The organism is Secundilactobacillus kimchicus JCM 15530 (genome assembly GCF_001433995.1).
In the GTDB taxonomy this organism is placed as follows: domain Bacteria; phylum Bacillota; class Bacilli; order Lactobacillales; family Lactobacillaceae; genus Secundilactobacillus; species Secundilactobacillus kimchicus.
The window spans coordinates 1-12,612 of the sequence record NZ_AZCX01000010.1 but is presented as its reverse complement, the minus strand read 5'-3'; the positions used below and the strand labels follow the sequence as shown (position 1 = coordinate 12,612).

Here is a 12,612-nt window from a genome sequence, read left to right as displayed (position 1 = left end):
CAAGACTATTTAATAATCGACTTATAAATTGCAGCTAGGTCGTCATCGGTTGGCACTACTGGATTTCCTGGGAACGTCCCATCCGCCTTTGCCCCGCTAACAATTTGGGCGGTCATCTTTGCCGCTTCAGCAACGTCAATGCCAAACGCATTCAAAGTAGCTGGGCAGTGCATCTGCCGCATCATTGACTGAATGCAAGCCACCAATCGTCGAACCGCGACCTTATCACCCATGCCATTTGAAGCTAATCCTGCCTTACGCGCAGCAGCTGCATACTTTGCCAACGCAAGGTCACTCTTACTTGCGTTGTAGGTCACAACGTATGGTAAAAGCATCGCATTTGCCAGCCCATGAGGAACATGGAATTCTGCCCCCAATTGATGGGCAATGGCGTGACAAATACCCAATCCAGCGGTATTAAACGCAATCCCTGCTGCGCATGAGGCTTCATGCACGACCTGACGAGATTGAATATCTTGACCATCGTTGTAACAATCAACTAAGTGGTGGGCAATCGTATCAACCGCTTTTTCAGCTAACGCATCCGTCAATAGGTTGGATTTTGTGGCAACCAATGATTCCAGTGCGTGAGTCATGACGTCGAGACCAGAGTACGCCGTGACACTTTGTGGCGCTGTCGTGACCAACTTAGGATCGAGCAGCGCATAGTCTGGTGTCAGGTGATCGTTCATAATTGGAAATTTCCGATGATTAGCCGTATCTGAAATCACACTGGTGTTGGTCACTTCAGATCCGGTCCCACTGGTGGTTGGAATTGCTGTAAAAAATTTAATATCCTTTTGCAGAATTTTTTCGCCAAAGAACCGAATTGCTTTACCAGTATCAATGGCTGAACCACCACCAACGGCAATGACAACTGTCGGTTGAAAGTTTAGATACTTTTTGACCCCCAGAATAATGTTCTCCAAAGGCGGATCAGGTTTTACATCTGAAAAAATAGTCACACTGTTACTGCTGTTGATTTTCGATGTAATTTCTTTTAATGTCGGCGTATTTGGTAAAAATGAATCGCAGACCATAAAGATTTTCTCGTTGGAAATATTGGTCAGTTCATCTAGACTGTCAACACCAGACAAAATTTTTGTTGGAATTGAAATGGTTTCCACGATTTACGCCTCCCATGAACGAAGTGAAAAGGCTTCCGGCGAGTTCAAACGGCGGCGACGAGTAAACGATTTAGCTGTCGTCGTCCCTTCACCAGTTGGTGTTGCAATCGTCAAAGCAGACGCTCCTGAGTGCGCACCAGTCGATGAAACCCCGGTACCAGCATAAGTTGGCCCATTGACAACAAAGATTGACGTATTCATTCGATGAGCCGCTTTATTGATGTTTGGCAGATTCTCAGAGTGAATTGAGGCAGTATGATGTAAGCCTTGTTCGCTTTCTACTGCAGCTGCCAAAACACGGTCAAAGGTTGGGCACGATACAATCGGTAATACCGGCATCAACATTTCTGTTGTCACCAACGGATGGTCAAGTGGGGTTTCCACAATAATCAGCTTGGGACTACCTGAATACGCGATCCCAGCAGCGTTCAAAATCAAAGTTGCGTCCTTACCAACAAACTTACGATCAGGATCACCCTTCGGTCCAATTGCCATCTTAGCAATTTTGTCTGCATCAGCAGGATCGCTCAATAAGAAGGCGCCTTCATTTTGCATAGCTGCAATTAATTCATCTTTAACACTGGATTCCACGATAACTTCTTTTTCAGCGGTACATAAAATGTTGTTATCGAATGAAGAAGAATCCACGATGTTATGGGCTGCCAATGCAATGTTAGCCGTGGCATCAACCATAGCAGGCGGATTACCAGCACCGGCACCAATCGTCTTCTTGCCACTAATCATGGCTTGGTGAACAACGGCTGGGCCACCAGTAATTGATAACATTGCGATATCTGGATGTTGCATCATTTCTTGCACGGATTCAATTGAGGGTTCTTCAATTGAAACCACAACGTTGGTCATACCAGTTGCTTCGAATACGAATTCGTTAAGCTTTTCAACCGTCCAACGCGTAATGTTCTTGGCACCAGGATGAGCACCAAAGTACACGGTATTGCCACCAGCAATCATTGCGATCCCATTTGCAATGACCGTTTCTGATGGATTAGTACTTGGACCAACCGCACCAATGACGCCAAATGGTGCATATTCATACATCACAAGGCCGCCATCACCAGTTTCGGCTTCTGGTTGAAGAATTTCGGTCCCCGGCGTGTTGTACAAAGCATTGTTGAGCTTAGCAATCTTTGCTTCAACGGTTCCCATCCCAGTTTCATCGCGAATGTCGTTGGCCATTTTTTCGATATAAGGCCGAAAGCCATCTTTAATGGCATCAATAATTTTTTCACGGAATGCTAAGGGCTTGTCGACTAGAACGTCTTCCGTTGCCTTTGCGGCTGCAATGGCTTCATCAACCGTTTTAAAAATACCGTGATTAGACGCATCAACATGATTAGCTGTCGGTGCCGTACTAATATTTGCTAGCTCTTCTGTTAATATCTTCTTAATTCGCTCTTCCAATTGGTCCATATTACTGAATCTCCTTCATAAACGATGCAACTGTCGCTTCACAGATTGCTTGATCTTCTTCGATTAAACCGCCACTGACGCCAACGGCCCCAATAATTTGACCATTAACCGTAAGCGGAATGCCACCAGGAAATGAAACGAGTTTGCCATCAAGCATTGTTTCCATCTGATATAGTGGCGCCCCTGGTTGGATATCTTTACTAATATCCTTAGTGGGTTCCTTCATTGAGATAGCGGACCACGCCTTTTTAGGAGCTAATTCGCTACTAACTAAATTAGCGTTTGGCATGTGGTATAGCATCCGTTCTACGCGGCCAGCATCCATAAAGCAGAAGGTAACGCCGACACCGAGTTCATCAGCCTTCTTAATGCCATCATTAATCGCGGCTTCCATCCGTTGTTTGTCAAATAGCTGGTCCTTGCTTGCTGTTTCGGACAGTATTCCTTTAATAATTTCACTAATGTGTTCTTCGTTCATCACGATTACGCTCCTTTGATTGCATCATACTTAGCTGATACTTTTTTGACCAACTCATCCACTTGAGCCTCGAAATCCTCCGATCGGGCGAGGATGTAGAAAAAGTCGGACATCCGGTTGACGTATTTTTCTAAAACCGGGCGCATGTCTTGGGTTTTAAGAAACCGAACAAATTGCCGTTCTGCGCGTCGACAAACCGTGCGACAAACGTGCAATTGCGCCCCCGCCAAACTTGTCCCTGGCAAAATGAAGCTGGATACTTTCGGAAGTTCTTCAGTGTACTGATCAATGACTTGTTCGAGGAACTTAATGTCGTCTTCCCCGATCGTCACGCTGTTCTTTAAAAACTTTTCGGTATCAGCTGTCGCAATTTCACCCTGTAAAAAAAACATTTTGTATTCAATGCGACGAAGGATTTGCTGATTTGCTGTGGACTTACATAGCTTTTCAGCAACACTGACATTTGCATTCAGTTCGTCAAACATGCCATAAGCTTCCACTCGAGTCGAGTCTTTGTCGACTCGTGCGCCGTCATACAAGCTTGTCTGTCCCTTATCGCCGCCCTTTGTATAAATTGCCAAAAAGCAGTCACCGCCTATCCTGTCTGAAACTGGTCAATGATGCCGACAATGGCACAATCCACCACGTCCCGTTCATTTTTTTCCACATCATGATTGGCCCGTCTGGCACCGGCGCCTCGCACCAGTAAGACATATTCGCCGACCCCTGCACCAACGGTATCAGCGGCCACTTCTTGAGCTCGTGAGGCTTGTCCGTCGGCATCAACGGGTTGGACGATCATTAGCTTTCGCCCGATGAGCGACTTATCTTTTTGGGTCGAAACAACGCTTCCGACTACTTTTGCCATATACACTCTGCATCATTCCTCACTTGTAATTGAATATCCTTACTACGAACAAGGTCCGCCGCTTCAGAAGTCAAATTCTGATTCCGAAGTAAAACGACAACCGATTGATCTGGCAACTGCGCAATCCGACCTCTTGATATCACATGCTCTTCCAGTGAATAGACGGGTCGCTTAGCATCAACCACGAACAATAGCGGCCAATCTCGAATCATCTTAATGGGAATGAAACGGGAAACTTCGTCAGACACTTCAAACCGAAATTGAATATCATACTCGAATCCCTTCATCACCCACTTCACCCAGTCGTTATCGCTATTGAGCTGGTACAGATCACGGAGAAAATTTAAGGGAGTGGTCATCACATCTACATTCGCATTGTCGATGAATACCTGAATTTCAGGAGCGTTAAGCGTCTCGGAATAAACCACCTGATGAAATTGTGTCTGGCGTTGTTGAATCTTTTCAACAACTCTAGCCATTAGGTTATCCATAAGCTCACTCCTCCACCATTGTTGCGACCGTTATTTAGGGTCAACAATAATTCGACCGGTTGTGTTAGGCCCGACATTTGCGGCACTTGCCTCGTCCGTATCGATATGCATTTCAAGTAAGAAATCTTCCCGTGGGCGAGCAATCACATCAGCAAACGTGGTGGTCCGATCTGGCGTTTTGATTTCAACCGAAACCGAGTCGCCTAACTTAACGCCAAACCGCTGAGCATCTTCAAGGCTCATATGGATATGCCGCTTAGCAACAATGACGCCTTGCACTGTGACTTCACCGTCTGGCGTTACCAATTTGACTGACGGTGCGCCTTCCAAGTGACCAGACAAACGGATTGGTGCGTCGATACCCAACGTGTAGGTTTCAGACTTCGCAATTTCAACTTGCGAGTGATCCCTGTTAGGCCCAAGGATTCGAACATGCTTAACGGTTCCCTTTGGTCCAACAACGTCAGCAAACTGGTTCGATGCAAATTCATTGTGTTGATATAACGGCTTAAATACCGTCATTTCTTGACCGGGGAACAAAACCTTAAAATCAGCATCCGTCAAATGAATGTGATGGTTTGAAACACCAATTCTAATCTGGTTTTGTTGTGTTTCCTCAAGAATAATTTTCTTGATAATGTTTCTTAATTCTTCATCATTCATAGTCGATTCCCATCCCGTATCTCGTTAATTATTTCTTAGCTGGTAAGATGTTTTCCACTTCAGCGTGTGGACGAGGGATGACATATGAAGACATCACTTCACCAATGTTTTCGGCAGCGGCTACACCGGCATCAACGGCGGCTTTAACGGCACCAACATCGCCTCGAACCATAACAGTAACTAAACCGCTACCAATTTTTTCTTGACCGACCATTTCAACGTTGGCAGCCTTAACCATTGCATCGGCTGCTTCAATAGATGCTACTAAACCCTTGGTTTCAATCATTCCTAATGCGTTATTCATAATAAATTCCTCCATTTATTTGTTGTCGTTATTATTTGGTGTATTCTTCGGTTTTACATTTTTGTTATTAGTGCTTGGTTTAGACGGTTTAGCACGATTCCGCGGCGTCGTCCGCTTAGGAGCCGGCTTCGTCTCCGGTTGTTCCTGGGCCTTTGGTAAATCAGGCTTTACTGTGTCATCTGGTGTCGCTGCCTGCGTGGTCTCAGTGGCTACCTTTACTTCTGGCTCTGACGGTTGCTTTTTACCTAAAATAGCATCCGATTGACCAATGGCTTCAACCCCTTCAGCCGGATTAGCGATGACCGTTGAGGAAATCGTTTTATCTCCGGCTGTTTCGGCGCCAGCGTCCACAGCAACGGATACGGCAGCCACATCGCCGGTGATACAAATCATAATCCAACCGCCACCGCGAGTGTTTTCTAGAACTTGAAGTTCTACGTCCGCGGTCTTTAACATTTTATCGGCCGCGATGATCGCTGTTGACAGACCCTCAACTTCTAAATAACCCAATGATTTCATTTAAATTCACTTCCTTCACCAAGCTTGAATGGTGTCCCTTTGACAAGCCTTGCCGCGTTGGTCCCCATCATTCTCATAATGGTTGGATTTCCGCGTTTTACCGTAAACAAGGGCTCTTGTTCGGCCAAGTTCTTATAATGTAAGACCACTTGGGTTGCATCAAAAGCAAGGCCGACAGATAATTTCGATGACAATGCCGCTTGGTAGGCATTTGAAACGATGTTTCCCTGCTCAATCGGACTAATTGAAACTGGAATTTCCTCTTCTTCAATCCCATTAAAAAGGTCGTCTAGGTCACTTAAATCAACATCATCATTGGGTACAGCCAGCACGATCGAAGGAATCCGTTTGTCAGTCTCAATCATGATTAACCCCTTCTTTCGTTGGCGTATGAAATGATCAAACCTGTGGCCACAGCGTTCCGTGGTCCCTCTACGGATCGAACATTTCCGCGACCAGCTACTAAGCTGTAATGGGATAATTCGTCAGTGACAAATTGTGGGATTTCAAAGTCTAACGCTGACCCACCAACAATCACAACAAACGGAATATCCCGAATATTTCCGGTAGGGCTCACATGTTGAAGTGCCCGTCGTGCATTTTCAACGAATACCCGCTTCTTAGCACTTTGGCGGACATTTTTAACTTGTTCAATCCCTAGATTACCCGGGATTGGGGAGTAGCCTTCAGGTTTAATAACCACCACTTTTGCAAAAATTTCAGCAGGTAATGGTTTATCAAAGAACTGAACAGTCCCGTCCTCATGCCGAATCTGGAACAAATTTTCAACCTTTGCTAAGGGGTACTTTTTGATCTCCTCAGCAAGGTAAACATCATCCAAGCCGAGTTCCGAGTTGATAATCATCGTGACCATGTCACCAGCACCGGCCAAGTGAATGGCGACGATGTCGTTGTCCCGATTGATGATTGAAGCATCTGTCGAACCAGCGCCAAGGTCCAAGATTGCAATCGGCTTTGTTGTCCCGGGTGTTGTTAGCGCTCCCAGAATAGCTGCTTCGGCTTCAGCACCACCAATTTCAACCGGCATATCCAAAGTCTCTTTGATCAGGTCAGCAATCCGTTGCATTTGCAAGTGATCTGACTTCACCATTGCAGCAATTCCGACTGCTTGTTCGTTAGAAAACTCGCCTGCTAAGCCACCTTGCACTTTAACCGGAACCGACGTGTTAACGGCCAGCAGATCTTGAATGGCAATCTCACTGTTTTGCTTCCCCGTCAATTCCGCCATCGTCTGACGAACTTTCTCAAGCATGCCGCCAACGTTAGTGCCCGACTCACCTGTAATGTCGCTAATGGCGTGGAAGGTATTCACCTTTTGCATGATGGCTTCGGCCCCACCGGCCACGTTGACACTTTCAGAACCATTGTCACCTTTGATGGTAATGCTTCCTGCTGGAATCGTTCTGGCCTTAACATCGCCTTCTGGCGTCTTAATCACGACAGCGGAACGATTGCCAATCAAAGCTCGTGATACGGGGACAATGTTTTTCGTCTCGTCAGAAGTCAACCCAAACAGGGTAGCAACACCATACGGATTAGACAGTTGTGAGATTACTTTTCCTTTATCAGCAACCTCAACTGCTGCCAGCATCCCTAACGGCACCTTATCAATTAGAGACACCTCATCCACAATTGGGATTCGGTGTTCCAACCGATTGTCAATCAATACACCATCGTCGTTTTGCAAAATCGCCGCGGTGACTTTATAGCCTTTTTGGATATACATGTTGATTAACTTAGCAGCGTCTGCAAAGTCAATTCCACCAGGTACCACCACAATGTACGCGTCTGACAAGTTGCCACTTTGAACCAAGTCTAGAATGCTGACCGTATATCCGGAACCAATCCCCAAGCCGCCTGGTGTATTGGGATTATGCCCAATCATTGTCGACTCAGTGATAATGGTTTCCGAAATCGTCTCCATTGCAACATCACCAATAACCGGTGTCGCTTCATTTACTCGAACGAGATCAATGTCTGACGGCTCTAATCCCGTTTTTTGTAAAACCTGAGCGATGGATTTCCGAATTCCAATCATGTTTTGCTTTGTGCCTTTAATCCCGGTTGTGTCAGCAATACCGGAACCAAGAAATGTGATCTGGCCTTCTTCTGAGACTTCGGCGAGAGCAGTTTCTGTCGACGAATTCCCGATATCGACACCGATAACTCGCTTCATCGCTTCCACCCCTAACTAATTGTCACCCTTGAGTTTTTTATTCTTCTCATAGTACTGAGCAGCTTCTTTAAACCATCCAGAACAAATTGTTGCGTGATACTTTGTTGCCAATTCATCTGAAATGTCGAGCAAATCCTGTTTGCTTGACCGGTATGGCCGTAACGCACCGTACATTTCAAGTAGCCGGTCATCTGGAATTGCGGTTAATTCAGCAGCCCGCGCCATATTCCGTTGAATAGCTGACCGACCTGCATGATCGGCAATTTCACCTTGATATTGCAATGTGTCAGAGGTAATCCGAAGATCCTTTGACCCAACTTTACCGCTCAAGACGTTATCAATTGTGATGTCATCTAGAGACTGGCCAGATGGTGATTTAACGAGTTCTGGATGCTTCTTGTACAGCGGATAGTCGCTGGCACCAAGACCCTTACCAGAAGTTGCGTGAGTTGTAGCGGTAGCGCCACTAGTTGCGGTACCAGATTGGGACTGCAATTGTTGCGCCACTCTAGCAACTAAATCATCAATTTCGCTCATTCTGATTCCTCCTTAATCGAAGTTAACTTCAATTTCTTCAGCAGGCTTCCCTTGGACGACCTGCTTGGTTTCTTTGATATGCATCAACGCCGAGATTGCTTGATAAGCCACCCGGGCCATTTGGTCGTTAACCGTTGGCACTGGCGTTGGTGACATATTCTTAGCGTATTCCGCTGCGTTCTTCCCAATTGCCCGGTAAGTATCGAGGGTCAAAACGGGGGCTTGCGGGAATAATTCCAAGTTTGAAAGCGGCTCTTGATCCTTTTGATGGATAATCGTCGTTCCCTTTGACTGGATAGCGATCGCAATGCCGGAACCAGATAATTTATCCGCTTCAGCGCCACAGAACGAAACGTCTGACGTCCGGTAAATCTTAACGACTCGAGCCTTGAGACCTTCTTCTTCAATACCCGCAATCAGTTGACGTAAAATATCCTTATGCGGAATGCCTCTCATGTTGCTCGTCAACACCTCGGCAAAGGCCGGTGCAACACCGATGACAACTTCGTCTTGGGAAAAACCTGGTTTTGCAACACCAACGTGTTTGAACCAATCCAATTTCTCCTCCGACACAGCGTGAGACAGGGTTGAACGATCATCGTCAGCAGTTGCAACACTCGTACTTGCTTGACCTTCGCCAAACGAAATTGGTTTATCCACGTTACTTGATTCAGAAATAACCTCTTTAATAATTCTTCTTAACAAGTCTTCATCAATTGAATTCGACACGGTACATACCCCCTTTTCTTTAAAATTTCATGTGACCTGGATCCAGTGCAAATGGGACGTCTTTAATCCGTTCCCATTCCTCTGGGTCTTCATCCAACCGGTATCCAGTACCAGGGCCTTGATAATCATTAGGGTTATTAACAGCAGAAATGACATTCCAATCCTTATCAAAGATGGCTGACGTTTGAAGGAAGTCACCACACACTTTTTGCTTTTGAAGGTTCAAAACTTCGGTCGCAATATCCTTAAACCCTGATTCATACAGTGCTTTAACAATATCAACTGCTGTCACGCCCCGATTCAAGAGATCTTCAGCAGCTTTCATATCTTCGACCATGTTCCGGTCTGGCATGTCCTTTGAAGTGTTGGCATAAGTTGCCGCTTCAACTTCTTCATCGGTAATTTTTGGCAAGCCAAGTTCTTCAAAGACTGCCTGAACTGCCTTAGCCGCTTTATTCCGAACTTTGATGATTGTTGCTTCATCTACCGGGTGGATCCCACCATTAATCATCAAGTCACGTTCCATGATGTAGTAGTCGTCGTAATCCATGGCATCAGTATTTGAACCCGCAAACGTATTATCGTAGTTTGGTGTTGATGAGTAACCAGATGAAACGTAGTCAGTCCCGGCAATAAACTGACCCAATAGCCGTTCAGTCCGCCGCATATCCGAGTGAGAGAAGGCTTGGTCATTACCTGAGGCACATTCGATATCCATCATCATGCATAAGAGGTTTTCACCCATAACTGAGCGAATTCCAGAAGGCACGGCGCCTGGGATCCCAATACAACTCACACCACCGTTTTGGAGGCCTTGGACACCTGATGCTTTGGTAATGAAGATACATCTTGCTTCAAGGTAGAGCATTGATTTTCCTTCAGTGTTACCCATCATAGCTTCTGAGCCAGAACCTGAGGTAAATCGCATCTTCAACCCACGAGAGGCATAACATGAAGCTAAAAATCCTTTAGACCATGGGGTGTCATCACCATCTGTAAATACTTGGTCGGTTCCGTAAACGGAAATCGTTTCAGCATAACCAGTGAATCCTTTCATCCCCATGTTAAGTTCCAACGCTTCTTCAACAGAACATTGGGTCAAGACACCTGGACGTCCGGTTTGCGAGCCAACTAACAGTGCAATGGCATTAAGTGGTGCGTACCGGGCAACCGCCGTCGTTGTTTCTTGCTCCGGAAAACCACGTTCGGCTGCATCGGCTGCATCGGCTGCAATCAGCACAGGATTATCACGAATGTTCGTCACATGCGCTTGAGTAGCCGGCGTCCGACGAGGTCGCATTTTTTGGCTAGCCATGATCATCTCACCGAAATTCAATTTGCTAATAACTTCTTCAGCCTTAGCTGGTGTTAAAGCTAATGTAACGTTGATAACTTCCTTACGAGAAACATTGGGATCCACTAACATATTTGCAATCTTAATAGAATCCATTGCCATAACTTTTTCAGCATTTTTTAAATCGATTCCGTAGGTTGCAATATACATGTCAATCAGGTCGAAGTCGTCGCGTTTCTTGCTATCCAGTTCAGTAACAACACCATTCTCAATCTTGATACTTGGCTTTGGGTCGTTAGGCCCCATCATTGCAATTAAACCTTCATCTGGCCACTCTTTGACGAACCCATCTTCATGAATAGGCCGCTTCTCTAATTCTTCAAATCGCTTTTGTCGTTTCACGTTTTAAACCTCCTTCTACTTAATGTATGAAGGGAAGTCGTTTACGGGTTCGGCCCCAAGTTCAGCCAATAACTTTAACCCGACTTCTCGTCCAGCAATAACTGCTTGACGGACGGCTCCTGAGTCCCCACTAATGTGAAGAATCCCTTCGTTTGAGAAACTTGTTCCGTGAGCTGGTGAAGCAAACGATAAGACGTCAACGGATGCTGTTTTAACCGCCGTATCGCCCATCACAACACCAATACCAGATGGCGCACCACAGATTAATCCATATGCTTTACCGATTGGCGCCCCAAAAGCTAAGTGGCAAGCACCTGAAGCACTCGCCGTGAATTGCAGTTCAAGATGCCCCGCTGGTGAATTATAAACATCACCAAACCGCTTGCTTAACCCGTCCAATGCAACTTGAATCGCTTGCCGCACATCCGAAGGATCATTTCCGCCGATTAGAATCAATGATCCATGGCCAGCACCGCCCTTGGTATCACGTGGTAGTTCAATGTCCAATACCTCTGTGTTGGTAGCCTTCACGGCATCATCCATCGCCATAATTTGAGGACCCGCACCTGTCCGGGCACTCAGTACACCAATAACAGAATATTGCTTTTGAACACTCAATTGACCAAGCAGTAGTGGGTCAACGCTTGGAATACACATTCCGATGGTGTCACCAATTTCGCTTGCACCTACAAATTCAGAGACTGAACTAGTAGAGTTTAAAAAATTGTTCATGTCACGCCTCCTAACTCAATGACTTATAATTTGAAAGTTAGTTTTCTTTAGTCGTTTTTGGTAAAATCTTTTCAACATCAGTATGAGGACGAGGAATAACGTAGCTTGAGAGCACTTCACCAATATTTTCAGCTGCAGTTACACCAGCATCAACGGATGCTTTAACGGCGCCAACATCACCGCGAACCATAACAGTCACTAACCCATGACCAATTTTTTCTTGACCCACTAGGTCAACATTTGCGGCCTTAACCATTGCATCGGCAGCCTCAATTGAAGCAACTAAACCTTTTGTTTCGATTAAACCCAAAGCTTCTTGTTCCATGACGAGATCCTCCTTAAAGTTTGTGCAGAGTATAGCTTTCTCATTGAAAGCACTTACATTATATTGAATTTTGCTTGCACTATTTTAGAGACTTAAACATTTCACTAGCTGAATTCAGACACCTCAAGTGCAGGATTATCATAATTGGAACAACAAACTATCATTTTGAATACTGACTCGTTTGTTTATCATTATCTAAAGATAAAATTAGCGGCTTTTTTAATTTGTTACTTTCTTGACAAACAGGCCTACTTTTCAATAGTGATGTTAATTTTTATCAAAAAGTGTAAAATAGCACAAATAATCAAGCTAAGCGCTAATTATTTTATATATATTTAAAGTATGACTTAAAAAAGTTACTGTTATAAAAGTACATAAATAATTTCTTTTATACTTTTATGAAAAAGATTCCCAATTTGCATTCGTTGCTTATGCGCGTTAACTTTTAGACTGTAAATAATTGATTTAAAGGAGTTCAACGTTTATGAAGGAAAATTTTGATTTTTTAATGCCTA

At 45.0% G+C, this 12,612-nt stretch carries 16 protein-coding genes; all 16 read right to left on the bottom strand.

Annotated features, from left to right (window positions below; genetic code table 11):
- Nucleotides 1-5: 5 nt before the first annotated feature.
- Genes FC96_RS10340 through FC96_RS10265 form a run of 16 tightly spaced genes read right to left on the bottom strand, consistent with a single transcriptional unit; the run spans nucleotide 6 to nucleotide 12,097 of the window.
- The gene (locus FC96_RS10340) at nucleotides 6-1,127 is read right to left on the bottom strand and encodes a 1-propanol dehydrogenase PduQ (RefSeq protein WP_056942940.1); all 1,122 of its coding nucleotides are present in this window, start codon (nucleotides 1,125-1,127) and stop codon (nucleotides 6-8) included.
- A 3-nt stretch (nucleotides 1,128-1,130) separates the two neighbouring features.
- Entirely contained in the window at nucleotides 1,131-2,558 is a 1,428-nt protein-coding gene (locus tag FC96_RS10335) for an aldehyde dehydrogenase family protein (protein WP_056942939.1), read from the bottom strand.
- Nucleotide 2,559: 1 nt separating this feature from the next.
- Nucleotides 2,560-3,036, bottom strand: coding sequence for a GlcG/HbpS family heme-binding protein (locus tag FC96_RS10330; protein ID WP_054659774.1), 477 nt, complete (start codon nucleotides 3,034-3,036; stop codon nucleotides 2,560-2,562).
- Between the two features lie 5 nt (nucleotides 3,037-3,041).
- A complete protein-coding gene (locus FC96_RS10325; RefSeq protein WP_056942938.1) occupies nucleotides 3,042-3,617 on the bottom strand; it encodes a cob(I)yrinic acid a,c-diamide adenosyltransferase in 576 nt (191 codons plus the stop codon).
- Between the two features lie 14 nt (nucleotides 3,618-3,631).
- Nucleotides 3,632-3,904, bottom strand: a complete 273-nt coding sequence (locus FC96_RS10320) for a EutN/CcmL family microcompartment protein (protein WP_191976666.1) — start codon at nucleotides 3,902-3,904, stop codon at nucleotides 3,632-3,634.
- On the bottom strand, nucleotides 3,892-4,395 hold the full coding sequence (gene pduM, locus FC96_RS10315; RefSeq protein WP_054659769.1) for a PduM family microcompartment protein: 504 nt from the start codon (nucleotides 4,393-4,395) through the stop codon (nucleotides 3,892-3,894). The genes FC96_RS10320 and pduM overlap by 13 nt, the downstream gene beginning before the upstream one ends.
- Before the next feature lie 30 nt (nucleotides 4,396-4,425).
- Nucleotides 4,426-5,058 carry a phosphate propanoyltransferase gene (gene pduL, locus FC96_RS10310; RefSeq protein ID WP_054659767.1) on the bottom strand — a complete coding sequence of 211 codons (633 nt, stop codon included), beginning with the start codon at nucleotides 5,056-5,058 and terminating at the stop codon, nucleotides 4,426-4,428.
- Nucleotides 5,059-5,086: 28 nt separating this feature from the next.
- Nucleotides 5,087-5,365, bottom strand: a complete 279-nt coding sequence (locus tag FC96_RS10305; RefSeq protein ID WP_275452783.1) for a BMC domain-containing protein — start codon at nucleotides 5,363-5,365, stop codon at nucleotides 5,087-5,089.
- A 12-nt stretch (nucleotides 5,366-5,377) separates the two neighbouring features.
- Nucleotides 5,378-5,881, bottom strand: coding sequence for a BMC domain-containing protein (locus FC96_RS10300; protein WP_054659765.1), 504 nt, complete (start codon nucleotides 5,879-5,881; stop codon nucleotides 5,378-5,380).
- Nucleotides 5,878-6,246: a glycerol dehydratase reactivase beta/small subunit family protein gene (locus FC96_RS10295; protein WP_054659763.1), complete on the bottom strand. Its 369-nt coding sequence runs from the start codon at nucleotides 6,244-6,246 to the stop codon at nucleotides 5,878-5,880. Before FC96_RS10295 ends, FC96_RS10300 begins: the two co-directional genes overlap by 4 nt.
- Before the next feature lie 2 nt (nucleotides 6,247-6,248).
- Complete coding sequence (locus FC96_RS10290) at nucleotides 6,249-8,078, bottom strand: diol dehydratase reactivase subunit alpha (protein ID WP_056942935.1); 1,830 nt, start codon at nucleotides 8,076-8,078, stop codon at nucleotides 6,249-6,251.
- Between the two features lie 15 nt (nucleotides 8,079-8,093).
- Nucleotides 8,094-8,615 carry a diol dehydratase small subunit gene (locus tag FC96_RS10285; protein ID WP_056942934.1) on the bottom strand — a complete coding sequence of 174 codons (522 nt, stop codon included), beginning with the start codon at nucleotides 8,613-8,615 and terminating at the stop codon, nucleotides 8,094-8,096.
- 12 nt (nucleotides 8,616-8,627) lie between these two features.
- Nucleotides 8,628-9,344, bottom strand: coding sequence for a propanediol/glycerol family dehydratase medium subunit (locus FC96_RS10280; RefSeq protein ID WP_056942933.1), 717 nt, complete (start codon nucleotides 9,342-9,344; stop codon nucleotides 8,628-8,630).
- Nucleotides 9,345-9,363: 19 nt separating this feature from the next.
- Entirely contained in the window at nucleotides 9,364-11,040 is a 1,677-nt protein-coding gene (locus tag FC96_RS10275) for a propanediol/glycerol family dehydratase large subunit (RefSeq protein WP_056942932.1), read from the bottom strand.
- A 15-nt stretch (nucleotides 11,041-11,055) separates the two neighbouring features.
- Nucleotides 11,056-11,772 (bottom strand): propanediol utilization microcompartment protein PduB, encoded by a 717-nt coding sequence (gene pduB / locus FC96_RS10270; RefSeq protein ID WP_056942931.1) that lies wholly within the window; start codon nucleotides 11,770-11,772, stop codon nucleotides 11,056-11,058.
- A 37-nt stretch (nucleotides 11,773-11,809) separates the two neighbouring features.
- A complete protein-coding gene (locus tag FC96_RS10265) occupies nucleotides 11,810-12,097 on the bottom strand; it encodes a BMC domain-containing protein (RefSeq protein ID WP_054659756.1) in 288 nt (95 codons plus the stop codon).
- Between the last annotated feature and the right edge of the window lie 515 nt (nucleotides 12,098-12,612).